Annotated in this window: 18 protein-coding genes and 2 tRNA genes; 2 read left to right on the plus strand and 18 right to left on the minus strand. The window is 55.8% G+C overall.

What is annotated here, in order from left to right; translation table 11 throughout:
- Positions 1 to 175 precede the first annotated feature (175 nt).
- Both HMPREF1556_RS07965 and HMPREF1556_RS07970 read right to left on the minus strand, forming a co-directional pair.
- On the minus strand, positions 176 to 811 hold the full coding sequence (locus HMPREF1556_RS07965) for an OmpH family outer membrane protein (RefSeq protein ID WP_044125402.1): 636 nt from the start codon (positions 809 to 811) through the stop codon (positions 176 to 178).
- Positions 812 to 858: 47 nt separating this feature from the next.
- Positions 859 to 1,074, minus strand: a complete 216-nt coding sequence (locus HMPREF1556_RS07970) for a hypothetical protein (protein ID WP_044125404.1) — start codon at positions 1,072 to 1,074, stop codon at positions 859 to 861.
- A 146-nt stretch (positions 1,075 to 1,220) separates the two neighbouring features.
- Between HMPREF1556_RS07970 and HMPREF1556_RS07975 the strand changes: the two genes are divergently transcribed.
- Positions 1,221 to 2,678, plus strand: a complete 1,458-nt coding sequence (locus HMPREF1556_RS07975) for an aminoacyl-histidine dipeptidase (protein ID WP_021667920.1) — start codon at positions 1,221 to 1,223, stop codon at positions 2,676 to 2,678.
- Positions 2,679 to 2,934: 256 nt separating this feature from the next.
- On the opposite strand, the gene HMPREF1556_RS07980 is transcribed toward HMPREF1556_RS07975, so the two are convergent.
- From HMPREF1556_RS07980 to HMPREF1556_RS08965, 16 genes are all read right to left on the minus strand, one after another.
- Positions 2,935 to 3,381: a hypothetical protein gene (locus HMPREF1556_RS07980; RefSeq protein ID WP_021667921.1), complete on the minus strand. Its 447-nt coding sequence runs from the start codon at positions 3,379 to 3,381 to the stop codon at positions 2,935 to 2,937.
- 192 nt (positions 3,382 to 3,573) lie between these two features.
- Positions 3,574 to 5,424 carry an Ig-like domain-containing protein gene (locus tag HMPREF1556_RS07985; protein ID WP_021667922.1) on the minus strand — a complete coding sequence of 617 codons (1,851 nt, stop codon included), beginning with the start codon at positions 5,422 to 5,424 and terminating at the stop codon, positions 3,574 to 3,576.
- 12 nt (positions 5,425 to 5,436) lie between these two features.
- Entirely contained in the window at positions 5,437 to 7,287 is a 1,851-nt protein-coding gene (locus HMPREF1556_RS07990) for a hypothetical protein (protein ID WP_021667923.1), read from the minus strand.
- A gap of 209 nt (positions 7,288 to 7,496) precedes the next feature.
- On the minus strand, positions 7,497 to 8,537 hold the full coding sequence (locus HMPREF1556_RS07995) for a hypothetical protein (protein ID WP_021667924.1): 1,041 nt from the start codon (positions 8,535 to 8,537) through the stop codon (positions 7,497 to 7,499).
- Positions 8,538 to 8,544: 7 nt separating this feature from the next.
- Positions 8,545 to 9,951, minus strand: coding sequence for a hypothetical protein (locus tag HMPREF1556_RS08000; protein WP_021667925.1), 1,407 nt, complete (start codon positions 9,949 to 9,951; stop codon positions 8,545 to 8,547).
- Positions 9,952 to 9,966: 15 nt separating this feature from the next.
- Positions 9,967 to 11,742 (minus strand): hypothetical protein, encoded by a 1,776-nt coding sequence (locus HMPREF1556_RS08005; protein ID WP_021667926.1) that lies wholly within the window; start codon positions 11,740 to 11,742, stop codon positions 9,967 to 9,969.
- A gap of 6 nt (positions 11,743 to 11,748) precedes the next feature.
- On the minus strand, positions 11,749 to 14,217 hold the full coding sequence (locus HMPREF1556_RS08010) for a TonB-dependent hemoglobin/transferrin/lactoferrin family receptor (protein ID WP_021667927.1): 2,469 nt from the start codon (positions 14,215 to 14,217) through the stop codon (positions 11,749 to 11,751).
- A gap of 13 nt (positions 14,218 to 14,230) precedes the next feature.
- Positions 14,231 to 14,812, minus strand: coding sequence for a hypothetical protein (locus tag HMPREF1556_RS08015; RefSeq protein ID WP_021667928.1), 582 nt, complete (start codon positions 14,810 to 14,812; stop codon positions 14,231 to 14,233).
- Between the two features lie 12 nt (positions 14,813 to 14,824).
- Complete coding sequence (locus tag HMPREF1556_RS08020) at positions 14,825 to 16,027, minus strand: hypothetical protein (RefSeq protein ID WP_044125407.1); 1,203 nt, start codon at positions 16,025 to 16,027, stop codon at positions 14,825 to 14,827.
- A gap of 737 nt (positions 16,028 to 16,764) precedes the next feature.
- The gene (gene cobT / locus HMPREF1556_RS08025) at positions 16,765 to 17,820 is read right to left on the minus strand and encodes a nicotinate-nucleotide--dimethylbenzimidazole phosphoribosyltransferase (RefSeq protein WP_021667932.1); all 1,056 of its coding nucleotides are present in this window, start codon (positions 17,818 to 17,820) and stop codon (positions 16,765 to 16,767) included.
- Between the two features lie 21 nt (positions 17,821 to 17,841).
- Entirely contained in the window at positions 17,842 to 18,354 is a 513-nt protein-coding gene (locus HMPREF1556_RS08030) for a bifunctional adenosylcobinamide kinase/adenosylcobinamide-phosphate guanylyltransferase (protein WP_021667933.1), read from the minus strand.
- Positions 18,355 to 18,393: 39 nt separating this feature from the next.
- Positions 18,394 to 21,789 carry a transcription-repair coupling factor gene (gene mfd / locus HMPREF1556_RS08035; protein WP_021667934.1) on the minus strand — a complete coding sequence of 1,132 codons (3,396 nt, stop codon included), beginning with the start codon at positions 21,787 to 21,789 and terminating at the stop codon, positions 18,394 to 18,396.
- 125 nt (positions 21,790 to 21,914) lie between these two features.
- Positions 21,915 to 21,988 (minus strand) — tRNA-Asn (locus HMPREF1556_RS08040).
- A gap of 49 nt (positions 21,989 to 22,037) precedes the next feature.
- Positions 22,038 to 22,111: transfer RNA gene (locus HMPREF1556_RS08045), tRNA-Asn, on the minus strand.
- A gap of 569 nt (positions 22,112 to 22,680) precedes the next feature.
- Entirely contained in the window at positions 22,681 to 23,385 is a 705-nt protein-coding gene (locus HMPREF1556_RS08050; RefSeq protein WP_021667936.1) for a hypothetical protein, read from the minus strand.
- A gap of 175 nt (positions 23,386 to 23,560) precedes the next feature.
- Positions 23,561 to 24,052, minus strand: a complete 492-nt coding sequence (locus tag HMPREF1556_RS08965) for an ankyrin repeat domain-containing protein (RefSeq protein ID WP_021667937.1) — start codon at positions 24,050 to 24,052, stop codon at positions 23,561 to 23,563.
- A 627-nt stretch (positions 24,053 to 24,679) separates the two neighbouring features.
- Between HMPREF1556_RS08965 and HMPREF1556_RS08060 the strand changes: the two genes are divergently transcribed.
- Positions 24,680 to 25,273, plus strand: a complete 594-nt coding sequence (locus HMPREF1556_RS08060) for a 7-carboxy-7-deazaguanine synthase QueE (RefSeq protein WP_044125408.1) — start codon at positions 24,680 to 24,682, stop codon at positions 25,271 to 25,273.
- Positions 25,274 to 25,275: the final 2 nt, after the last annotated feature.

The following is a 25,275-nucleotide window of genomic DNA, read 5'->3' on the forward strand; positions in this document are numbered from 1 at the left end:
TATTCGCCTGCCTTCAGGGTGAAAAGGTCGAATATACCTATCCCTAGGTACTGCCTTCGCCGAGCCCTCCGAAGCACCTTCTCCTAGCGAACAGAAGGAAAAGGCAAGGGGCACCACGGCGACGTAGCGTGCCGTGGTGCCCCTTGTACCTTCCCTAGCGAATAGGGTGATGGGCTTACTTCTTCTTCGCCGTAGAGTCTGCAGCGACAGAAGCCTTGCTAGAGGTGTAGTGCTCGTTGAGGTACTTGATGAAGTCGTCGGTGATATCGAGGGCTTCATCTGCGTAGAGCACGTTGTCTCCGACCTGAGTGAGGATGAGCTTGTAGCGACCATCCTTGTTGTACTCCTTGAGCTGAGCACGGATCTCGGTCATGACATCCTGTAGGAGGGACTGCTGCTTCATGGCGAGCTTCTGAGAGAGCTCCGCACTGAGGGCTTCCCCCTCCTGCTGCATGCGGATGATCTTCTGTTGCTCGGCTTGCTGTGCTTCAGCAGAGACGAAGGCATTGATGCGCATGCGACGCTCGAAGTCAGCAGCAGCCTTCTGGATAGCAGCGCTCTTGCCCTGTAGACGAGTCTGGTGCGCGATGGCGTCCTTCTCGAGCGCCTCCTTGACCTCTTGGGCGAACTTATACTGAGATGAGACGCTGTCCATACGTACCAGAGCTATGGGTAGACCCGTAGCTTGGACTTCGGAGGGAGTAGAGGGAGCGGACTTTTGCTCGGTCTTGCCCTGGCAGGAGGATAGGCTCAGGGCAGAAGCGACAGCGAGCGCCAGAGAGCAGAGGGTCATACGACCTGTCTTTGTCATAGGTGCTTATTTTTAAATTGTTGTATTCGGGGGGAGTGGAGGGGCACTTAGGATGCTTGCTCTGCCAGACGCTCAGCGAGACTCTTGTGACGCTGTGCATCCTTGTGCTGAGAGGTATGGCAGGAGATGCCCCGACGCTGCATGGCTCGGCTACCGCCGACATGCGTATTGGGGAAGCGACCATTCCTCTTGAAGATAATCGATACCGAGAGGAGAAAGACCGCAGTCCCTACGGCGAAGAGTGCGACTAGGAATAATGTCATCCTTGTATTTTATCGTTATATTTGTTGGGAGCAAAGGTACAAGTTTTCGCCGATTAAGGCTTAGATATACGAATATAGCCTCAACCATGCGAATACCCACTGATGCACTCGTAAGCAACTACTCATACATAAACATCAAGTAAGCAATGGAAATCACAGAGCTGAACCCTAAGATCGTGTGGAAGTACTTCCATGAGATCACACAAGTCCCCCGCCCCTCCAAGAAGGAAGGCAAGATCATCGCCTATCTGGAGAAGTTCGCCAAGGAGCATGGCATCGAGTACAAGAAGGACCATGTAGGCAACATCGTCATGAGTAAGCCTGCTACCCCAGGCTACGAAGATCGTGTCAAGCTCATCCTGCAGAGCCACGTCGATATGGTCTGTGAGAAGAACGCCGGCACCGAGCATGACTTCGACAACGACCCTATCCGTACGATCGTCGACGGAGAGTGGCTCCATGCCGATGGTACTACCCTGGGTGCGGACAACGGGATCGGCTGTGCTGCCCAGCTCGCTATCCTAGCTTCGGATGACATCGAGCACGGCCCCATCGAAGCGCTCTTCACCATCGACGAAGAGACAGGTATGACGGGTGCCTTCGAGCTTCGTCCAGGCTTCCTCACCGGTAAGATCCTCATCAACCTCGACAGCGAAGACGAAGGCGAACTCTTCATCGGCTGTGCTGGTGGTAAGGGGATCGTCGCTACCTTCACCCCCGAGTATCAGCAGGCTCCTCAGGGGCTCACTTGGCTTCGTGCCTCGGTCTCTGGGCTCAAGGGCGGTCACTCCGGCGGTGAGATCCACTGCGGACTCGGCAATGCTAATAAGCTCCTCACCCGCTACCTCTACGCTCTGGAGAAGAATGTCGACTGGAAGCTCTCCGAGATAGCAGGCGGTAACCTCCACAACGCTATCCCCCGTGAAGCACATGCTCTCATCGGTGTACGCCCCGAGGACAAGGCTAAGGCGATCGAGCTACTCAAGAGCCTCGAAGAAGCTGTGCGCAATGAGCTCAAGGCAGTAGACCCCAACGTCCGCTTCGCTATCGAGGAAGCTTCTGCTCCCTCCCAGGTCATCGATGACAAGACGAAGGCAGCGCTGGTACGTGCCCTCTATGCTTGCCCTCACGGCGTACTCGGCATGAGCCACGAGATCGAAGACCTCGTCGAGACCTCCAACAACCTTGCTTCTATCAAGCAGCGTGACGGTGTGATCCTCGTCGAGACTAGCCAGCGAAGCTCTACGACGAGCCTTCGTGACTCGGCTGCCGAGATGGTAGCTTCTGTCTTCGAGCTGGCAGGGGCTAAGGTCGAACTCACCGACTCTTATCCCGGCTGGAAGCCCAATCCAGATTCTGCTATCCTCAAGGCTTCGGCAGATGCTTACCGCAAGCTCTTCGGCAAGGAAGCAGCAGTGAAGGCCATCCACGCAGGCCTCGAGTGTGGTCTGATCCTAGACGTATATCCTGATCTGGATATGGTGTCCTTCGGGCCAACGCTTCGTGATGTTCATTCGCCTGCAGAGCGCATTGAAATCAAGACGGTAGACCTCTGGTGGCGTCACCTCCTTCAGGTGCTCAAGGAGATCCCCGCAGCGAAGTAAGCACTCCCCTTTCCCGGAAGTAGCTACTCCCCTTTTCTGGAGGTAATTACCTCCTCCTTCCTGAAGTAACGTCCCTTACTTCCTAAGATAAGGCCAGTGGCCGTAGTCTCACGATCAGGTGAGTACTACGGCCACTGGCCTTTTAGCTTTATGGGTAGTGGAGGGCTAGAGCCTCTGCGGGCAAGAGGTTAGAATGTGTGAGGTAAGGAGCTCGGGCTTGTGGTGGTAAGACTCTGGCCTTCGTGATGGGAAGGTACTAGACCTTGCGGTGGAAGAGGTATCCCTTCAGCGGCTGGGCGACGAAGCGGAGCGTACCTTGCTCGCTGTCTCGCTCCATGCCTGTCGTCGTGAAGTCAGCCTTGATCACACCTCCCTCGAGCTGTGCTGTGAAGCCCTGAAGGATAGTGGCTGTCCCGAAGGGCGTATCCTGTATGATGTCTCCGATCGTGAGGGTACTTCCCGAGAGACTGTAGGTGGCGGTGTAGGCCATCGCCCCTCGAGGAGAACCAGCGGGAGTGAGGGTGAAGGTCACTTCTCGCTCCGTGCGGAAGTCGAGCGTCATCGTGCCTGTCCCTTCTGTCCAATACGTACCCTTTAGAGGGGAGCGCTCGGCTGTATCTCGAGGTGTGTCCTTGTGGCAGGCCGTGAGGGCAAGACTGAGGAGGGTGAGCAGGAAGAAGCTCAGGCGGGGAAATAGTTTCATTATCCTAATTGAATGAGTATCGCTGTCGTCGCTTAAGAAGCGTCGCTATCGTAGCTGGGTGAGTATCTCTATCATAGCAGGGGCGGTACCGCTGTCGTCACTGGGAAAACAGAGCTTTCATCGCTAAATGGATAGCGCTCTCGTCTCTGGATGAGTAGCACGGGTGCCGTCATCGTGGAGGGCTTGGTGGGGCTACTTCGCCGCCTCTTCGATCGTGAAGAAGAAGGGGGCATAGCCAGCCTGCACGTAGGCGGGCTTCGATCCTCGGGGCACAATCAGTTTCTCGATACGTCCCTGCTTAGCGGTGCGGAGGAAGACCTGAGCGCCAAGGGTGGGAGGCACCTTGCCTAGCGCATGCACTGTCTCAAGTCGAGGGCAGAGGGCGAAGGCCTGATCGTCCAGAGAGCGGAGGCTCGCTGGTAGAGTTACCTTGCTGAGGCTACTGGCGTAGAAGGCCAAGAGGCCGATGCTCTCTAGGCCCTCAGGGAGGATGACGGGCTGAGCTATCTGAGCGGCGAAGAGGGCGGCCTCGTCGATGGAGCGGAGGCTTGAGGGGAAGATGATCGCATTGAGCTGTATTGCATTCTTCTCATCCAGATCTTGATTGCGGATGAAGGAGCCATAGACACCTGCAGCGAGCGCTCGGCGAGAGAGGCGCTGGAGACCCTCGGGGAGGCGAAGGGTTTTGGCCTGCATCCGTGAGAGTACATCCTGGTACTGGTTGGGGTAGCGAAGGAAGAAGCTAGGCCCCAGTTCACGGAGCTTAGTCGGGGAGGCGAAGGTCACATCATCGAAGCGACCTGTGAGGGTGATCTCCTCGACGGAGCTGGGGATCGTCAAGGGTGCTGAGAGCTCAAGGAGCGCACGGAGCTCTCGTAGCCCCTCGGGGAGTATAAGGGGCTCCTTGACGGAGGAGATCTTGAGCTCCTCTTCACCCCCAGAGCGCTCTTCGAAGAGCTTAGGCTGGTTGCAGTAGAGGCGTCGGAGGCTTTTCGGGAGGGTGAGATGCTCGGTAGCAAACTCCCCTAGCTTAAGCTCCTCGTAGCCTTCGGGTACGATGAGGGAGACGAAGGTATAGCCGAGCCCAAAGTCAACGAGTGAGGTAAGCCCCTTCGGTAGGGTAAGGCTCTTGATGAGGAGCTGCTGAGCGAAGAGCGGGGGTAGGACGCCGTCTGTGACGGAGATGGGGCTAGGCTCGGGCTGTCCGGAGCGCCTACGGGGCATCAGGGTACGCCCCCCGCTGACTACGTGAGTGTCGGAGAGGTCAAGGGCGTCGATGCGCTCCTTGTTCTCGATGAAGAAGAGCAGGTCACTGCCATTGATCGGACCATGGATACTGATCTTGGAGAAGTAGGGCATCTCCTTAGCCACCATTGGTAGCAGTCCCGGCACGCTCTGCGTGAGATCTAGTTCCCCGTTTGTATAGGTATATCGAGGGGCTTCGTGGTGCTCTACGGTCACTGCTACCGAGTCTTCGGAGAAGAAGCCAGAGAGGGGATTGCCGAGGCGGACATAGATCGTCGCCTCTCCATCCTGCAGGCCTCGTACGATCCCCTCGCTATCGACGGTAGCCACGGCTTCGTCGGAGCTACGCCAGGAGAGAGCTTCTGTTGGCTTGTAGTCTTCAGGCAGGAAGCGGTAGCCGAGGCGATAGGTCTCTAGGGGGTTGATCGTGACGGCTCGATCTCGGAGGTAGACCCCGGAGGAGATGAGGACGAACTTACGGCTCGCCCGCACCCGACGCCCGCCTGACTGGAGGCTGGTGACATAGACGGTGAGTTCGCCTTTGCTGAGGGGCTTCAGTAGTCCACCATATTGGATCGAGGCCAAGCTAGCATCGGATACGCTCCACGAGAGACGAGGGTCAGAGACCTGGGGGGATGTGGATACTGAGAGATGATATTCACGCCCCGTGTAGAGGGTGTCCGAGGCAAAGGAGTTGATCGAGAGCGTCTCTACGATGGGCTCTTCCTTAGAGCAAGAGCTTAGGGTAGAGAGGGCGGAGAGGAGAGCAACTCCTAGGGCAAGAGGTCGGATGTTCATGGGAGCTGTCTATTAGTGGGACTGGCGGAGGGTGAAGGTGATGGGGCTCAGCGCTTCGCCCGAGGGAGGCACGAGGCGAAGGAGGGCGGAGCGGTCTCGCCCCGTATCATTCTTGTCGGCATAGAAGGCGATGGAGCTGACGTAGCCGGTCTCGGGGTCTACGGCAAGTGAGGCCTGCACCCAGCCTGATCGAGGGTTAGGCTTCTCGAGGCGGATCTGCTCGGGGGCTAAGTTCGTCTGGAGAGCTACTGTCGCGATGATGTACTGCTGGTAGCTGTCGTCGGTGTCTCCTGCGAAGTCTATCGCTGTCCCTTCGTTTGTGGAGAAGATATAGCTCCCTGTGAAGGGCTCCTGCTCACAGACGAAGTCTACAGGGAGGAGTGGGGTACGCCCTGTGTATTCGCTCTGGATGTATGTGGAGATCTTAGCCTGTAGTACGAAGCGTCGGACAGAGCGAAGCGGGTTGGCGGTGACGCGTATATTATTGATCGTCAGGAGATCGGGATAGGTAAGTGTCGCTCCTTGAGGAATAGCGGGACTAGCACCCCAGTCTTTGTCAGGGATGGTGATGAAGGTCGGGCGCACCCACTCGATATCGTCGGACGAGGTGTTGAGGCGGAGCTTGACAGAGAAGTCTGACGCCTCTTGTGGGAGCTTGATGGTCTCTCTCTTCTTCATCCCTGAGGTCGCCAGGTAGAGCTCCTGCTTGTACGGGGGAAGCTTGACGAAGCTCCAGAGCTTCTGATCATGGAGGTCATTGGTGACGAGGAAGGCTAGTTGCCCGTCGAAGAGGCTGGGGCTAGAGATATCGAGGAGATTATTGTTGGAGGAGGTCTGCCCTACGATGGCTACGCCCGAGGCGGTCTTGATGAGCCGGAAGTGTCGCTGGAGCTCAGGGCGCTCCATCTGGTAGTCCTTAGGGTCGATGGTGTACTGCCAGTGAGGGCTACGTATCTGCCGATCATCTGATCCGTCGGCTCTGTCAGAGGCGTCGACACTACGGACGTAGGTCGTGAGATGGAGCTTCTCGAGCGGTATATCTGTGCGGAGCTCGAGTCGGTACTGCTGGGGGAGTGCCCCGAGAGATTGGATCTCCTTCGTAGGGTCTACGAGTGAGAGGGGGCGACGGATCTGCAGGAAGTCCAGTGCTACTGAGAGGTTTGGATGCTCGGGGTCAGAGAGACGGAGGCGCACTCGGCGCTGCTCGAGGCTCTGCGGTATGGCGTCGAGGCGGAAGCTGAGGCCCCAGATATCCCCCTGGTGTGTGAACTTCAGGTCGTGTATCCAGTCACGACTCTCCGAGCCGTACTCCAGCTGGGTGGTGAGTCTCGTAGCGTCGAGGTTTGTGCGGAAGGCTTCCTTTGTCTCGAAGAGGCTTGCCGAGGCGGGGAGAGGAAGCGTGAAGACGATCCCAGGATTGTGGTAGAAGTAGTCCTCCGAGACCTTGAGCGCTGAGGTATAGGCGAAGAGGTAGCGGTCACTCGCTAGCGATACCGATGCTGGCTGGACGACTGTGATGTGCTGGGCCTCACGACGCTCGCCCCGCTCGATGATCTGTAGGGTCAGCTGGGCTGTGCGCTTGGTGGGGCTACTGTTGCGAGCCACATAGATGAGGAGCATCCCTCTCTCTAGCTTCGTGTCGATCCAGTCCTCGGCCTCAGTGATCTGGAGGCGGTGATCGTAGATGGAGGAGGTGAAGGGGATGCGGAGGGTATCACCTTCGCTGCGGGCGACGAGGGGCTGGGAGGCTTTGCCTTCGTTCACCACGAGCTGAGGAGCTTCGCTCGTACTGCGACAGGAGTCGAGGATAAGGGAGAGCAGGCCTCCGAGGAGGAGTAGGAGGGAGTATCGTAGGGTATTCATCTGAGCTTATTGACTAGAGTAGACGGCGGGTGGGGGGAGTGATTGCCGTCGGAGAGCGGGGCTGGGGGAGGGGGGGCCCTTGAGCACGTCTACCTCTCGGGTGGTACCAGTAGTACCTCGGAGGAGGCACTACTGGTGCTTCGACAGAGGCGCTACTAGTGCCCCGAGGTCGTTGTGCTTTGCCTTTGTGTCGGGCTGGGATTCTTCCGCTAGGAGGTCTTCACTTTATGGAGGGAGAGATAGACGGAGATCATCCCAGGCTCGGAGAGGCGAACGAGCACAGCATCCGCTTCGTCTCGCACGACCTCCATCACGAGGGTCACATCGTGACGGGCATAAGTAGTGGCGATCGGGGGAATGAAGTCGCTCTCGAAGACTCCAGGATAGCGTGATACGTCGCCACGGAAAGGGAAGATGGGGAAGCTCATGAGGAGCTTGCTTCCTCGTATCTGCCACGTGCCCTTGAAGGTGTTGAGCCCGAAGAGGAGTGGTGGGAGTGAGGAGAGCGTCACCTGACTATTCGACTGGAGCGAGAGGCGGTAGCCGTAGAGGAGGGGATGGTGGTCATACTCGGCGTCGTCGATATGTAGCACGCGCTTCCAGCTCTCGGTATCTACACGATAGCTACCGAGGAGGGCTCGGTAGTTAAGTGGCTCTTCGCTCACGGGATTGCGTTCGCCCCAAGAGGGGTCGATGACGTCTGTCTCCTTACTCCAGTAGTCATCCTGTGCGCCCTTGCCCGTCATGAGAGCGGAGAAGCTGTAGTCGGGGTTGACGAAGAAAGCCTCCATGACGAGCATATTGTTCAGCAGGTTGAAGCGACGGATCTTCAGTCGGTACTCTAGGTCTCCCCCGATGGGGCTACCGACACGTACCAGGAGCTCTTCCTTGTTCTTCGGGTCTAGTGCCCAAGTGCCGCTGTAGTAGAAGATGGTATTGCCGAAGTCTTCGATGACATAGGTAGCATAGACTTCGCCGGTCTTGGAGAAGAAGATCGAGTTGAGGTGCTTGCCCGCTACATTGAGTATCGGGCGAGCCTTCTCGGAGAGATTGGACAGGGGAGAGGGGAGGATGACCTCCTGCCTCTCTGGATCTACCTTCCATGTCACCCCGAGGATCTTCTCCAGGGTCAGGGAGGAGGGGAACTGGATCCGGCGCTCTCGCCCTGTCTGATTCGTCGGGAGCTCATTAGTACAGGCTGTGAGCGAGAGCAAGAGCAGGGCTAGGAGCCCATGTAGGTATCTATTCATCGTCGTATCAGCGCTTGGGGAGGGTGATCTTTTTGAAGTCGGCGACATAGCCACTCTGGAGGGAGACGGAGAAGGCGGGCTTCACCTCTCCTGTCACGAGGTCATAGCTCCAGTAGCCATTATAGGGAGCATCCTCACCGGTACGCACGTAGCGTAGGTAGAGGTGCCCGTCGACAAAGGCAGCGATATTCACGCCCTGCTGGAAGGCGGACGAAGGGCGAAGGGCAGAGAGGGGCTTGGCCTCCCTCGTCTGTAGGTCTATCGTATAGTACTGCCAGAGATTCTCGGGGATCTGACTGCGTACGGCGGGTAGAGGCTGGACATTGACCAGCGTGAAGAGCTTACCACCACGGGCGAAGATCCCGTTGAAGCGGGCGGGGTAGCCTAGTCCCAGATCCGAGATACGCACCTGCCAGTCGGGATCGATGGTGTAGGAGCCTTTGCGGATGCGATAGAGGAGCGAATTCTGGTAGAAGCCCAGCTGGTCACCCCCTTGGGCGAGGAGGTAGAGATCCCCCTCTTCGTCGGTCGTATATTGTAGCAGTTCGGAGGGCGTACCGAGTCTCCCGGTATTCTCTAGGTGAGATAGGCCGAGGAGCTTCCCGCCGTTCTTCGCCTCGTAGGCTACGAGGTAGCTGTCTCGGGAGAGATTGGCATAGGAGGGGGACTGGAGCTCTACGTCGAGGATGAGGGCAGAGCCGTGGACGGCTAGGAGCTTCATCCCCACGATCAGGTTGGGTAGCTCTTGCCCTGCTAGGGAGGGAGTTCGCTCGAGGATGAACTGGCGGATCCGCTCCTTATCTAGGTTGGAGACGTAGATCTGGGGACTTGTCTTCTCCATCGTCTCGGGGTCAAAGCTACGGATCGAGAGTAGGTCTCGCTGGTAGGAGGGCTGGACGAGGAAGCCTTGCCCTGAGGTGACTACGAAGTTCTTCGCTGCTTGGCTGAAGCCTCCGCTCTCGGACTCTAGGAGTGCTCGCTCCCCGATAGCTCGGGGCGTGGAGCTGAAGACGAGGCGTACGGGTGTATTCACCAGCAGTTCCCCTTGGCTGTGGTTATTCACCGCATTGGAGAAGCGGTAGAGGTACTCCCCAGACTGGAGGAGTCCGCCCCCGTCTTCGCCGAAGCGACCGAAGAGGGTATTCTCCTCGAGGATGTTATTGATCCCCTCCCCTTGAGGCATCTGGGTGAAGTAGGAGATATAGCTCTCCAGGATACTCCTTCCCCTCATAGGTCCCGAGGGGATGATGGTCTTCCGGTAGGTCATGAGTACATAGCGGTCGGGACCAAGGACGACCTCTGCTCTCGGGGTGATAGCAGGGCGAGGAGCCTCGGAGCGACAGGCGCTGAGCCCCGTGAGGAAGAGGCTAAGCAAGAGCAGGCAAGCGAGTGAGCGCTGATTCATTCGGTACATGAGGACGGGGGAGGATTAGTAGGGAGAGCCAATAGAGCTGTAGTAGATGCGCATGCCTTCGGGTACATTCTTCACGACACAGCCGGGATTGACGCGGAGGGAGGTCGTGCTGAGGTTGGTCAGTCGGAGATGCCCGAAGTCAAGGTAGTCGATACGCTCACTGCCCGTACGGGATCGCTCGAGGCCGTGGAGGTAGACGACCCCCTTGAAGTCCCGCCACTGCTCCCCGCTGAAGTCAAGGATGTTGAAGCCAAACCAGATCGCACGCTCATCGCTACGAGGACGGTACTTGCTCGGAGGCGTGGAGACGCAGAAGCCTGATACCGAGGCGAAGTGATCCAGCAGATAGTCATAGTCGAGGTCGGAGAAGCGAACGGGGAGATTACCTCCCGCATGTCCTTCATCTCCACGGGAGGTGTAGTCGACGAAGCTCGCATGAGCCTTCTTTGTCGCCCCCTGGGGTACGGTGATCTTGTCGAGGGCTTCGACCTCGAGGGTGAGTTCATGCTCGTGGCTAAGAGCAGGGGTGACGAGCTCCCTCATCCCCCCAGAGAGGTTGACGCTCTCTAGGCGGGGATTCTTCGCCGAAGTCACACCTGAGAGGTCGATACGATCAGCGTAGAGGGGGAGGAGGGCGAGCTTCTTGAGCTGAGGACAGCCCGAGAGGGAGAAGTGGATGTCTCTACCCCAAGCACTGTGGGGGACTGCCTTCCTCGAGGAGCGGATGCGTAGGGAGAGCTCTTCCAGAGCGGGGAGGTTGAGCTTCTCGAAGGAGGCCTTGTCGAAGTCTTCCCTTTGCGCAAAGAGCACCCGTAGGGTCTTCAGTGTAGGTAGCTGTCCGTTGAGCTTGGTGATGAAGGCGTCGTCGAAGGGCAGAGGGCGGTAGCGTAGCCCGTCTGAGCCGAAGGTGTCACCAGCTTCGACGGAGATGTCGAGGGTCGTGAGCGTGCGACTGACCTTCCCTAGCAGGTCGATGTCACGTAGCCGTACATTGTCGAGGTAGAGCGAACTAGCCTGCTCTACCGCTAGGCTCTGTAGTGAGGCGAAGTAGCTACCCGAGACGATCAGCTTGGGACGAGCGCTGGGGTGGAGACGAAGCCCTAGGTTCGGCGTGCCCGTGAGCTGGATCTCCCGTAGGAGGGGGCTATCGCTGGCGTCGATGATGAGCCCGTCTTTTGCCCCCTTGACGACGAGCTTCCTCAGAGAGCGGAGCCCTCGCAGGTCGAGGCGCTCGAGCTGTGCTCCCGAGATCTCCAGATCTGTGGTGCGGGGATAGGCTGAGAGGTTGTGGATCTCTACCATGTCTCGGGGGACGTAGTCTCTACCCTCCGATTGGGAGTAGTTGTTGCCTTCGAGGGTGAGGAGGATGAGGCTCGTATCGTCCTCATAGGACGAGATGAAGCCATGCTCGAGATAGTAGGCGATACGTGTACGCCCGTTCATATACTTCTTGCGTCGCTGAGCATCGACTACATAGATGAGGTGGGCGTCAGCGAAGGTCTCTGCCCGATCCAGTACTCCGTGGAGGGAGTCCCTCACCCTACGATCAGTCAGGAGCTCTAGTTCCTGCCGAGCTAGATCAAAGGAGAGCTGACGGATGTAGCCCGTAGCTCGGCGCTCGATCTCACCCTGATCCATGTGGAGGCGCTCCCCCGCTTCGGGGGTGATGGGGCTGTCGCCCTTGGGGAGGGGCTCATACACTCGCTGGCAGGCTGTGAGCCCTAGAAGTGTCATGGTGAGTATCGTGAAGAGACGGGGGCTGATCCGTCGTAGTGGTAGTAGGGGCTTCATAGTCGACTAGAGCTTGAATTCGAGGGAGAGATTGGCATAGCGACGGGGCTGGCTGAAGCGTGTGATCGTCTCTAGCCCTCCTCTGAAGAAGTCATTGTGCTGGACGAGCATCACGGGGCTGATGAGCTGACGGATATCGTCCCAGAGCCAGTAGCGGGTATCGGTGAGGTTCATCACAGAGGCTCGTAGTGTGAGGTGACGTGCTAGGGTGACGTAGGCAAAGAGATCCACGGTCACGGCGTTCTGGAAGAAGTAGTAGGGGAACTGGCTGATCTGTTCATCTCCATAGAAGCTCTTGACGAACTTGGTCTGGTCGACATCCTTGGCCTTGAGGAAGTTCACCCTTAGGCTCAGCCCAGCCTTCTCCTTAGGCAGGTCGTAGTCGAAGCCCGCTACCGCCTTCAGAGGCTGGATAGCTAGCATCGAAGTGCCATCACTGAAGCGCCCCTCGGAGTAGTTCAGCGACCCTGTCAGCAGGAGCTGTCCTAAGTGCTTGAGACGAGGCATGAGCTCCTCGAGGTAGAGGCTCGTGCTGAAGTCGATCCCCCAAAGGCTGGCATTCTTCTTGTTTTCATTGATGGAGTAGGCGACATCCCGATTCTGCCCGTCGAGGAAGACCTTCTGTACCCCATAGAGAGGCTCGATATAGTCTCTATATCTATTGTAGTAGAAGCTCAGGTCATAGGCAAAGTACTTCGGATCAGAGGTGCCGATGTGCCACTCGTGGTTGAAGGACAACTCCCGACGAAGCTTAGGATTGGAGAGTACGAAGAAGGCAGGCGAGAGACTTACATACTGGAAGAAGCGCTCCTGTGAGGTGGGTACACGGTAGCCCGTGGAGAACTTGTACCCGACGCTCAGATATCGGCTGAAGTCGTAGCTTACGATAGCCATAGGGGTGAAGCCCCACTCCTCGATACGGGCCTTGTCGAAGTCCATCCCCGCTGTCTTGAGGTTGCCAATAAGGTAGCCTAGGTAGTTGAAGTCGTTGTCCCCCTTCCAGTCCCTCGTCTGTGAGACGAAGTGGTCATAGCGGAGACCGAGGTCGAGTTTGAGTTTCCCCAAGCGAATATTATCTGAGAGGGCCACGGAGAAGTTATCCCTGTCAGCTGGACGCTGGAAGGAATAGATGTAGGAGCTCTGAGGGAGAGCTTCGCCCATGCGGTAGAAAGTACCCTTGTACCGCACACCATCCTTGTATGTATTCAGAGGCTTACTGATGTCGACGTTCTTGTCCTCGGTATGATGATGGAGGTAGGAGGTGTGCAGGGTGAAGAAGTGATAGCCTAGCGACCCAAAGTTCTGAGGCTTGGAGGTGGCCTTCAGCGCAAAGGCTTGGTCGTAGAAGCTCATCCCTTTGAGCAGACGACGAGTACCAGCAGGGAGGTAGCTGGGCTTGAAGTTAGAGATGTCGGGACGATAGATAGAGCTTCGGGTGTCAGCATCGAGGAAGGACTGCTGGCCGTTCACATAGAGATTGACTTCATTGAGCCAAGGAGACTCGAGCGGGGTGAAGCGGTAATGTACATCCCAGCGCCGTGTGAGCACCTGGTCGTGACCATAGTAGTAGGGCTCGTGCTGCGAGGTGAGCACGTAGGCAGGCTCCATCGACCAGACCTCCGAGTCAGTGATCTTATTTTGGCTGTAGAAGGATGCCGTCAGCTTGTGAGCACCATGGCGGAAGGCAAGCTTGCCGAGGAAGGACTGCTGTCGGTACTCCATCGGGTCGGGACGGGTCGCGAAGATACTTCGGCGAAGCTCGCCGTAGCCGAAGTTGCGTACCTCACGCCCTGTACGCTCGGCATAGAGAGCGAGAGCTTCGAGCCCTTTGTAGATGTAGGCACCGCCCAGAGAATAGATGCGTCCGTGCGCCATGTTGTCCCCGCCGATCTTAGCCTGGAGCCCGTAGCTACGGTCTCCCTCGATCATCGTACGTGCCTCCTTTGTCTCGAAGTTCACAGCACCGCCGAGCGCCCCTGTACCATGCTCGAAGGACGAGGCACCCTTCTTGATGTCGACCTTCTTGATGAACTCGGTCTCGAACTGTGGGCGGGCGGAATTGATCAAGCCATAGGAGCTGAAGACGACATTGGTCTCGGTCTCGGCTTGAGGGAGGCCGTCGACCGAGATCGATACGCGGTTCTCGTCGACACCACGGATAGCGAAGCCCTTGTTGCCATATCGGGAGACGGACTCCGAGATACCTACGCCCGGCATGTAGCGGACGAAGTCCTTTGTGTTGAGGATGAACTGACGACTGATATCTCTATCTGTGACTACTTCACGTCCGATCTCCTTCTTCTGAACCTTCTTTTGCCTCTTCTTCTCCTTGACTTCGACCTCCTTGATATGGATGGTACGGCGCACGGTGTCGGTCTGCTCTCGCTGGGGGCTTTGCGCAAGAGCTTCCCCTACCGCAGAGGAGAGGAGAAGAGAGAGGAAGCCAGTGAGGAGGGTGTATCTATGGATGAGCATGCTCGGGGCTAAGTTAGTTGCGGTAATAGGTGAGATCGTAGCTAGGCTCGATGCTCATGCCGATGGATTTATCCTGCCAGCTTTGGCGCTTCTCCACGGTGACCTCACGGCTCTCAGGAAGGGTGAAGGAGCGTAGGCGCAGGGTGAAGCGGTCTCGTGTCTGTGCGCTCTCGGGCTTCTTCTTGAGCGTGCAAGCGACCTCAATGACTACGGGCTCGGAGAAGACCTCAGATCGTAGCAGAGCTCCATGGAAGAGAAGCCTATCCTCACGGGAGTGGTACTCGTAGGTACAGCCAGAGAGGTCTACTGTGGCGGGTCTATTGAGCTGGTCGATGTAGAGGAGGAGCGGGAGCTGCGCCGATCCTTCGATACTCACTTCGTTGTTATTGCCGAAGATGATATAGCGGTCGTAGTCATCAAGCTTGAAGGTGCGGAAGCGCAAGACTTCATTGTCCGCTCGACTTGGGTCTTGCTTGATGTTGACATAATTGTCTTCGTACTCCAGTTCGCGCTTGAAGCAGCTGGTCGTGAGGCTTAGGGTGAGGAGTGCAAGAGGAAGGAGGCCTTTCATGCGTCGGTAGTCTATCTGGTACATACTTCGAAGGGGCTAAGGTTGAGTAGACGGAACGAAGCTCACGGGACCTGCCCAGACGTAGCTCGGTGCAGCATTGCGTACACGGATCGTCCCCCAATGCTTGCTCCGGTCGAAGATGCTGTAGAAGAACCATGGGTCAAGATCGCTCTCTACTCCTGCACTGTTTGGCCCACGCTCATAGCGGGGTAGAAGGGTCTTGGGGATGGAGGTGAAGCGACCTCGTTGGTACTCCATGGTGATAGCGATAGAGTATCGCTTGCTTCTGGGGAAGGAAGAGGGGCGAGTAGGTAGTATGAGCGTCAGATACTTCTGCCCGAAGTAATAGCGCATACCTTCTGTTTCGAAGGGACCCTCCTTGACAGCGAAGATGGAATTGTTTTGCCCCCGTCCCCTTCCATCGAAATCCTTGAAGATCTCTGCAGGACTATAGCCGTAGGGGAAGGAATAGTACGAGGTGGGGAGCTGTAGTGAATCGAGATGAAGCTTATGATCCTTGCCGAAGGAGATCTTCCCAGCGAAGACGCCCTGTGGTGTATAGAGCGCTCGATCATAATCATCCGGGTTATCCTTTCGCAGGTAAGCCTGCTGCTGCCAGCTTGTCCCTTCTAGTTCGGACTCGCTACCGGTGAAGGAGGTGTATGAAGAGAGGGCATTCTCGAGGAACTTGATCCCTTTGCTGTCGATACGTTCCCGGATGGTAGCTTCCTTCTTTGGGTTGCGGTACTTATAGCTCGTTACCTCCTTCGTAAGGAAATCCTCGGCATCAGCACGGAGTGTCTCTAGTTCGTGTACCAAGACGGTGGGGTCGGTAGCAGGGGATTCGTCTTGGGAACCATAGTTCCCCTTGGGAAGGAAGATCATTGTCTGGAAGCGGTCGTAAGTCGTCTTCGCTAGCTGATTCTCTAGTTTCCTCAGGCGAAGGGCAAAGGCGAGAGCTCTTCGGAGGTAAGTGATCTCGGCGTTGAAAGCCTGGTCTTCGCTCAGCGCTCTGAGCTGCGCTCCTGCCGACGAACGATAAAGGTCTCCGATCCCTCGCTCTACTTCTAGGGGATGGACGAAGACATCGTCGAAGAGGCTATCTGTCAGGTGAAGGAGCTGTCGTCGCTGTAGGAGCTGATGCTCATAGAGCGTACGGCCTGGATCATGGCCTGACTCCCGACAGGCAGTGGTTAGTGCTATCGTCAGGAGGAGGATGAGGCCGAAGCTGTTTCTCATAATGCTTATGTGTCTGCTGTCTATTCTTGGGGCTACTGCTTGCTTTACGGGATAAGCGCCACAAAGAAACGAGGAAAAATAGCGCAGTACAATCCATTCAAGTAGGTAGATTTCGCCGTATTCGTCCCCATATATGGCGATTAAAACGTCTATTGTAAAGCCAAGCAACTAAGGAAGGAAAGGGAGCAAGCCAAGTGAGTCTAGGAAGGAAAACAAAGGAAGGAGGTAAAGGCAGGAAGGAAATAAGGGGGAGGTAAAGAAAGAAGGAAAGGAAGGAAATCAAGGAAAGCAAGCCAATCAATCCAAGAAAGAAATCCAATCAATGCTTGAAGAAAACTTCGAAGGCCACTGGAGAAAACTTATTCACATCATTATGAATAGTTAAAACCACACCCGTCGCTTTATAAAGCGACGGGTGTGGCTCTAACTTTTCTTCAATGGTTTTTTGCTTTCTCTTCAGGTACATCCGAGGTTTTCAGAAGGTATTTTCGGGCCAATTCACAGCGATGACTGCTTGCTTTGGAAGGAGGTGCTTGGCCGGAGACAAGGAGCCCTTCACATTCCCAGAAGGATTTCCTTCCCTTGATTGAAGGATTTTCTTCCCTTTATCGAAGAAGATCCTTCGCTTGGATGAAGGAGCATTCGGGAGAAAAGAAAAGCTCTCCGAGAAGGAAGACGAGCTTCCCCTTCGGAGCGTGGCGGTTCCCGACGAGGGAACTTATAAGAAGTTTACGGAGCTATTCCTCCTTGGTCGAAACGTAATCCGTGACTCCTGAGGTCGTGAACGTAGCCATCTCGTGGAGCATTCGTACGGAAGAGTCGAGGATGGGGAAGGCACAGACGGCGCCCGTACCTTCACCGAGACGGAGGCCCAAGCGAAGGATCGGTTCGGCACCTAAATAATGAAGCAGGCGAGCATGCCCCGCTTCGTCGCCCGCATGACCGAAGAAGGCGTAACCCGCGACTGAAGGATGAAGCGCACGAGCCATCAGAAGGCAGGCCGTCATGATGAAGCCGTCGACGAGGAAGGCAATACCTAGTTCGGCCGAACGGAGCATTGCGCCCACGGCTGAGACCAGTTCGTAGCCTCCGAAATGGATGAGGATGGAGAAGGGATCTGAAGGACCGGTGTAGTTCTTGACTGCTTGGCGGAGTATGTGAAGCTTGTGGGTCATGCCTTCATCATCCAGCCCACTGCCACGACCGATGCATTCCTCCAGAGGGAAGTCGGTGAGGTAGTACATCCACAGGGCAGAAGAGGAGGTATTGGCAATGCCCATCTCGCCGAAGGAAAGGAGCTTCACGCCCCGCTGATGAGCTTCGTCGACGGAAACTATCCCTACCGAGAGTGCCCGCTGAGCTTCTTCCGTGGTCATCGCTGCTTCAGAGAGGAAGGAACGAGTACCACGGCGGATCTTGCGGTGCACTAAGTTCGGTTCGTCGCCGAACTCATGGTCGACACCCACATCGACAATATGCAGGCGGAAGTCATGTTGCCTCGTCAGGAAGCAAATACCAGCTCCGCCACGAAGCATGCTGTAGACGACTTGGCGTGTCACTTCACGGGGGCTCTTACTTACGCCTTCCCGCTCGATGCCATGGTCTGCAGCGAAGACAAAGTGTTCGCGGGGGGTGAGCGAAGGACGAAGGGTGTCCTGCAGGGCAGCGAGACGAGCAGCGAGACGCTCCAGCTGTCCCATCGAGCCGAGAGGCTTAGCGATCGTGTCAATATAAGCTTGTGCCCTTAGGATCTCTTCGTCGGAGATGGGGCGGATATCGAAGTCTTGTATCATGATGTGAGGTGAAGTGCGGGCTTAACCTTTGACGGTGAGCGGCTGACCACAGACCATCAGCGTCACTCGGTCGGCTCGGTCGCCGACGTATTGATTCATCCAGCCTTGGAGCTGCGTGAAAAGGCGCTGGGTGCGTGAGCTGGATGTGCCACCCATACCCAGTTCGTTCGTCACGAAGATGAAGGTAGCATCTTGGGATACCAAGCGATCGAACTCGGTCTGTAGCGCTTCGAGGGCTCGGTCTACATCTTGCTCGAGGTCGAAGAAATAGTTCGTCGACCAGAGGGTGATGCAGTCCACGAGCACCACTCGCCCTGTGAAGTCGTGCTTCGAAGGGGTGAGGTCTTCCTCGATATTGGTCCATTCGGGGCCACGTCGCTCTTGGTGGCGGAAGATGCGCTGACGGAACTCTTCGTCCCAGACTCGTGCTGTAGCCAGATACACGGGATTGGGGCTGAGTCGCAAGGCTTCAGCTTCGGCGAAGGTGCTCTTACCCGAGCGCTCTCCGCCGGTGATGAGATGGATGTAGCTCATAGTTTTGTTTGGGGGGTAATAGGTTTGGTGGGTCGGTCTTTATAGGGCACTCCCCTCGACCTTACGGCGAAGGATGTGCTCCATCACTTCGATCGCTGCATGTACCGAAGGAATGTGGCCGATGCGGATGATGTGCTTGCCCGTACGCTGGACGAATTCGCAGTTGCGACTATTGCGGGCGACGTACTCTAAGAGCTTACCGAAGGTCTCCGAAGCATAGTAAGGGCTAGACGTATCAGAGAGTAAGTGCAGGCTCATAGACCCTGACTTGAGGACGACCTTCTCGATGCCGAGGTGATGCCCTAAGCGACGTAGGCGGGGGACGAGTACCAGTTCTTCGGCCTCCTTCGGTAGAGCACCGAAGCGGTCTCTAAGACGGGCGGTGAACTCTTCAAGCTCTCGGTCTTCGTTCAGCCCGTCGAGCTCTCGGTAGAGGAGGATACGCTCGCTGTCGGAGGGTACATATTCATCAGAGAGTGCCAGCTCGAGGTCGCTCTCTACCTGAGTCTCTACGACGAAGCGGTCTGCTAGTTCGCCATCGCTCGTCTTATCCTCATCGGCATAGATGTGGGCAAATTCGTCCGCCTTCAGTTCACGCACCGCCTCGGAGAAGACCTTTTGGTAGGTCTCGTAGCCCATATCGGTGATGAAGCCACTCTGCTCGGCACCGAGGATATTACCTGCACCTCGCTGATCCAAGTCTTGAAGTGCGATGCGTATGCCACTACCCAGATCGCTGAAGCTCTCGATGGCACGCAGACGGCGCTTAGAGTCTTCGCTGAGTCCCTCCAGAGGCGGAGTCAAGAGGTAGCAGAAAGCCTTGCGATCACTTCGCCCAACACGTCCTCGGAGCTGATGCAGTTCGCTCAGTCCGTAGTGGTGGGCATCGTGGATCATGATGGTGTTGGCATTGGGTACGTCGATCCCGTTCTCGATGATCTTCGTAGCTACCAGTACATCGTACTCTTGGTTGCCGAAGTCGATGAGGATCTGCTCCATCTCCTTCGGTGCTAGGCGGCCATGTGCTACGGCAATGCGTGCGTCGGGTACCTCTCGCTGGATCAGCGCTGCGAGGTTCTCGATATTGCTGATACGACTATTGACGAAGTAGACCTGCCCATTGCGACTCATCTCGAAGCCCACAGCCTCACGGATGATCTGTGGGGAAGTCTGGGTGAGGATCGTCTCTACGGGACGGCGATTTGCTGGGGGAGTATTGAGGTTCGATAGATCTCGAGCCCCCATGAGGGAGAACTGGAGCGTACGAGGGATAGGCGTAGCGCTCATCGTCAAGGTATCGACATTGACCTGCAGCTGGCGTAGCTTCTCCTTGGTGGCTACTCCGAACTTCTGCTCTTCGTCGATGATAAGGAGACCTAGATCATGAAAGGCTACATCCTTGCTCGTCAGGCGGTGTGTGCCGATGATGATATCGATCTTCCCTTCCTTGAGATCGCTGAGGATGGCACGAAGCTCCTTCGGACTACGGGCACGAGAGATATAGTCTACTCGGACGGGGAAGTCACGTAGTCGCTTGGAGAAGGTGCGGTAATGCTGGTAGGCGAGGACGGTGGTAGGTACGAGGACGGCTACCTGCTTGCCATCGGTGGCCGCCTTGAAGGCTGCTCGTACGGCTACCTCTGTCTTCCCAAAGCCCACATCTCCGCAGAGGAGGCGGTCCATTGGGAAGGCTCGCTCCATATCGGCCTTAACGGCTGCGACGGCGGAGGCTTGGTCGGGGGTGTCTTCGAAGGCAAACGATGCCTCTAGCTCATGCTGGAGGTAGCTGTCGGGGCTGAAGGCATAGCCCTCGGTCTCCCGTCGCTTAGCATAGAGACGGATCAGATCTCGGGCGATGTCCTTGATGCGCTTCTTTGTGCGGTCCTTGATGCGCTGCCAAGCCCCCGAACCGATGACACTCAGATTGACCTCCGTACTCTCGCCTCCCGTACGGTAGTGGGAGAGCTTGTGCAGGCTGTGGAGATTGACATAGATCGTGTCGTTGTTGCGGTAGATGAGCTTGACGAACTCCTGCATGTGATCCCCCTGAGGCATGCTCACCAGCCCGTCGAAGCGCCCGATCCCGTGGTCCGCATGTACGACGAGGTCGCCACGGCTGAAGCTCTGTAGTTCCTTGAGGGAGAGGGTGACCTTGCCCGAAGTAGCCTTGTCGCTACGGAGGCTATATTTATGGTAGCGGTCGAAGAGCTCGTGCTCCGTGAGTAGCACCCAGCGGTGCCCTTCGTCGACGAAGCCTTCGTGCAGGGTGATGGCGGTGCGCTGGGGGAGCTCTGTGGGCTTGAGGTGAGGGGTGAGGATGTCGAGGACACGCTCATAGGCTGCCTCGGTGCTGGCCGATAGCCAGACGGTGTAGCCTCTCTTCTTCCACGAGCGGATCTGGGTAGCTAGTGCTTCGTAGTCCTTGTGGAAGAGGGGCTGACGCTCGGTATGGAAATGGATTCCTTCGGGCTCTGCCTCGGTAGTGAACTCGTAGCCCGAATAGCTCTGTAGCTCCTGTAGCAACGTCTGAGGCTCGATGAGCATGGTCCTCAGTTCGTCGAGGTCACGGAAGCCCTCTCCATCCTGTAGAAGCGGAGCTTCATCCCAAGTCATCTGCAGGCGGGTAGCTAGCGAAGCTCGGCCAGAGAGGAGAAGTTGCGTCCCTCGGGGAAGGAGCGAGAGTAGGGAGACTAGTGCCCCTCGGCTCTTAGCTAGGTCGGGGCTCAGTGTGATCTCCTCCAGCTGTCCTACGGAGAGCTGGCTATCTACCTCGAAGCGACGAAGGCTCTCGACTTCATCGTCGAAGAAGTCCAGACGGTAGGGAAGCTCTGAGGCAAAGGAATAGACATCGACGATGCTTCCTCTCAGTGCGAACTGCCCCGGCTCATAGACATAGTCCACTCGCTCGAAGCCCCAGCTAAGGAGCTTGTCACGAAGCTCATCCCGATCGACGAGATCGCCTTTGTGGATCAGGAGGGTCTCTGTCGGTTGGTCGCCTTCCTTGGGTACACCCTCTAGGAGCGCTTCGGGGTAGGTGACGAGGATGGGTAAGTGGGAGCGTCCACGCTTCTTCTCGCTAAGCAGGGCACTTAGTACCATGGAGCGCAGGAGGACACTTGCCTCATCTCTGTGCCCGTAGCGGATAGCTCGGCGGTAGGCGGAGGGGAAGAGTAGGACTCGATCTTCTCCAAGGTATTGGGCGAGGTCCGAATAGAAGTAGCCCGCCTCCTCGTCGTCACGTAGAAGTACGAGTAGAGGTGCTGCCTCACGCAGTCGGGGCGTGATCAGGGCACGGGATGAGCCTGCGAGCCCAGAGAGGCTGCGCCAAGTCTTGGAGGGGAGGGGAGTCTGGAGCGATGCTCCCTCGGTGCTGTCCGCTTGGGTAAGAGGCGGAGCAAAGGAAGCTCGGGGAGAAGTCTTATCTACCTTATTCACACTACGAAGATACGGCTTCTCGGGTAATTGTACCCATGATCTCTGGGGATATAAAGAGACTCCGCAGGTCCTACGACTAGGACCTGCGGAGTACTTCACCGCTCGGGGCGGTATGCTTTAGGATGCTCTTCCTCTTGGACTTGAACCAAGGACCCTCTGATTAACAGTCAGATGCTCTAACCGACTGAGCTAAGGAAGAAGACATGCATCGAAGTGTGGCACAGGGCTCATTGCCCTTGTTGTGGTTGCTCTTCCTCTTGGACTTGAACCAAGGACCCTCTGATTAACAGTCAGATGCTCTAACCGACTGAGCTAAGGAAGAGTATTTGCCACCTTCTTTGCGGTGCAAAGGTAGCATATCTTCTCAATATAAGCAAATACCCCAGCAATAAGATGAGCCTCTAGCTTGGATCAACCCATCCCTGCAAAGCTCTCTCACCCTTTCATGCTGTGACTCCTGTATCCAGCCTGAGTGATCTCCTCAGAGCTGACACTACCCATCACCTGAGACGATGTCCCCGTGCTCGATGCGCCAGCTCTAGCTATATGATCGCTGCTACTAATCTCCAATGAATGGTAGAGGATCATTTAAGAGCGGAGAGGATTGGCTGAGCAGGTGTGTTAGCATATCATCCTCTTTATTGGAGCAATAGTTGGTCGATAGGAATAGGTGTCTGTCACTCATTCCTTGGAGTATGACCATCGTTTATCCTGGGGCTAAGCGAAAATCTCAATATGGTTAGTATTCACGCCGAGTTTTCTGCCTAGACTATCTAAGTACGAGGAGATGGTACGGATAGGGCTTGAACTGGCATTGAGAGGCTTGGCGCCCTTCTTGCAAGTTTGTGTGCCATCGTTTATATAGACGTCTAGCATGCTGTTCGTGCCTTTCTAGTGGGGGAGATGTGGTGGACTTGTCTCGGTCTCTACGGGGAATCGCTTTATGATACCATTCTTCCCCGAAATGACAATACTCCCATCATGTAAATGGACTTCCTTGGCTATCTTAGAAAAGATAAGTTCGTCTGGATCTCCAGTGAATATAGCTTGTGAATCTATCAGAGTCTTCCCCTTGTAGAGCAAAGACTCAAGGATAAAGTTGCTCTCGGTCAATCGTCCTTTCAGCTGGATCTTAAGCTTGCCTTCTTTGTCTAGCACTTTACTCAGTAGAGTCCACGTATTCTCACCCCCTTGCAGAAGGAAGTTGTGGTATGATTCAAGGATCTCATGGCTGGGTAAATTGAAGCGATCTCCAACGACCTCAAACGCATCAATAAGTGTTTGTTCAATAAATGCATAGTACTCATCCATTGTTGATAATTGTCTATACTCCTCGAGATTGAAGGGAAGAGTAATTCTGAGGACATTGAGGTAAACAACTTCTGCAGTACGCTGCATATAAGGAGACTCAAATCCGTATCGTAGTTCGATCGAGATGGTGTCATAGCCTGCTACCTGCTTGAGCTTCCTGAGGCACTCCCTTTCGATGAAGTTAAATATATGCCTGCTCCTAAGGTAGAATTTATAGGAGAAGTTCCGGTGTGGAGCTTTACTATGCTCAATCTCTGCCTTAATGAAGATCCTCTTAATAACCATGCTGTGGACTCTTACATTTTATTGAATCAGGAGTGCTCCATATCTACATGCCCTGTTGTACTCCGGGTAGGAGGATGGCTTTCTTTCTCCTCTAGCTTCTCAAAGCCCTTGGAGTCGTAGGAGTTAGTGGGGCTCCTGATTCCCTCAGCCCTTCGTTGCGCTGAGGGTACTTCCCTTAGCTCTGTATTGGCAAATCTATAGGTCTAACACCATACTTGTTGGGGATCATCAGTGAGGCTCCATGATCTCGAAGTAGACTTATCACGGTAGGGCTAACTCTATAGCGTGACGCATAGAATAGAGGGGTGTTCCCATCTTCGTCTTGTGCATCCACCATAGCCCCAAGATCGAGTAATCTTACTATAATTTCAGGGGAGTCCTCTATCGTAGCAAAGTGTAGAGCGGTGAGCGAACAAGAGTCTGTAGCATTCACATCGATCTCATACTCATGTAGCAAATGCATGCAGAGATCTTCTCCATGCTCTATGATCAAGTTGATTAGGATATTTCGCCCGTCTCGATCACAAGCTTCAAGGCCATAGTTGCTGATTAGTTCGTGTAAGAGCGTCCTATCCATAGTCGCAAGAACTCGAAACATCGAATCTTCAAATCTCTCGATGTCTAAGCGTGTTCTTTTCCTATCCTGCTGTTTGCTTGCTTTAGTCATGTCTACGAGAATGATTTTCTTTTAGCATCTCTCCCTAGAACTACACTGGCCACTGAAGCATGGGGGCATTGAGCCTCTTTTAGCACGCTTTTATTCTTGGGGGCAAGAGGACTCTCTTCTGCTTGCTCCATGCTGTATCATACGCTTACCTTATGCTCCTTCTGATACCATGAGAGTTGACCTACTTGCCATACCCGTTGGGCGCATAGCTTAGGGGCGTACTCAGATACCTCGGTAAAGATACGACAAGTCTCTGTTTGTCCTAGCCCCGCTGAAGGTGGGGCTCTGGAGCGTCTCACGGCGGGGAGAACTAGTTACCCATTCATGGGTCGGCGGAGGGACCCATGAATGGGGTACTCGACCGACCCATGAATGGGTCACCTTAGCGACCTATGGTGGGTCGGTCAAGCGACCTACCGTAGATCGTCGATGCGACCCACAGTAGTTTTTTTTGGCGACCTACCGTAGGGTTCTTTTTGGGGGGAGGGAAGGGGCGGAGTAGGTGGGGACGGAGCGAGAGGTGAGGGACGGCTGTCCGTCGGCTTGGGGCGGGGTGATGGTGGAGGCGGGAACCGATGGGCTGGGGGAGTCGTCGTATCTTTGTCTACGATGAACGAAAAGAATACTATGCTTGTCAACGAGATATTCTACAGCCTGCAGGGCGAAGGGGTACACATGGGGAAGGCCTCCATCTTCATCCGTCTGAGCCGATGCAACCTCCGCTGTAGCTTCTGTGATACAGAGTTTGACTCGGGAGTCGAGATGACTCTGGAGGAGATCCGTGATGCTATCGCTGTCTATCCAGGAAGGCGCATCATCTGGACGGGCGGTGAGCCCACGCTCCAGCTCACCGACGAGGTCGTCGCCTACGTCAAGGCACTCGGCTACTACCAGTCCATCGAGACCAACGGCACACGTCGCCCCCCTCGTGGGCTGGACTACATCACCTGTAGTCCCAAAAGAGAGGCAATGCGCCTCTTGCACCAGAACTTCCCCCAGGGCGTGGGGGAATTCCGTTTCCCGATCGGCCGTGACATAGATCTTCCCCCCGCCATCAGTGACCTTCCTCCAGCGGGGGCTTATCTCGTGAGCCCGATCTTCGTGGGGGAGACGCAGAATGATGTCGATCGTGAGGCGGTAGAGCTCTGTGTGAAGTACGTCCTAGAGCATCCCGAATGGCAACTGAGCCTACAGATGCACAAGCTTATCCACATCCCTTAGTC

The sequence above is a fragment of the Porphyromonas sp. oral taxon 278 str. W7784 genome, from assembly GCF_000467855.2.
GTDB lineage: Bacteria > Bacteroidota > Bacteroidia > Bacteroidales > Porphyromonadaceae > Porphyromonas.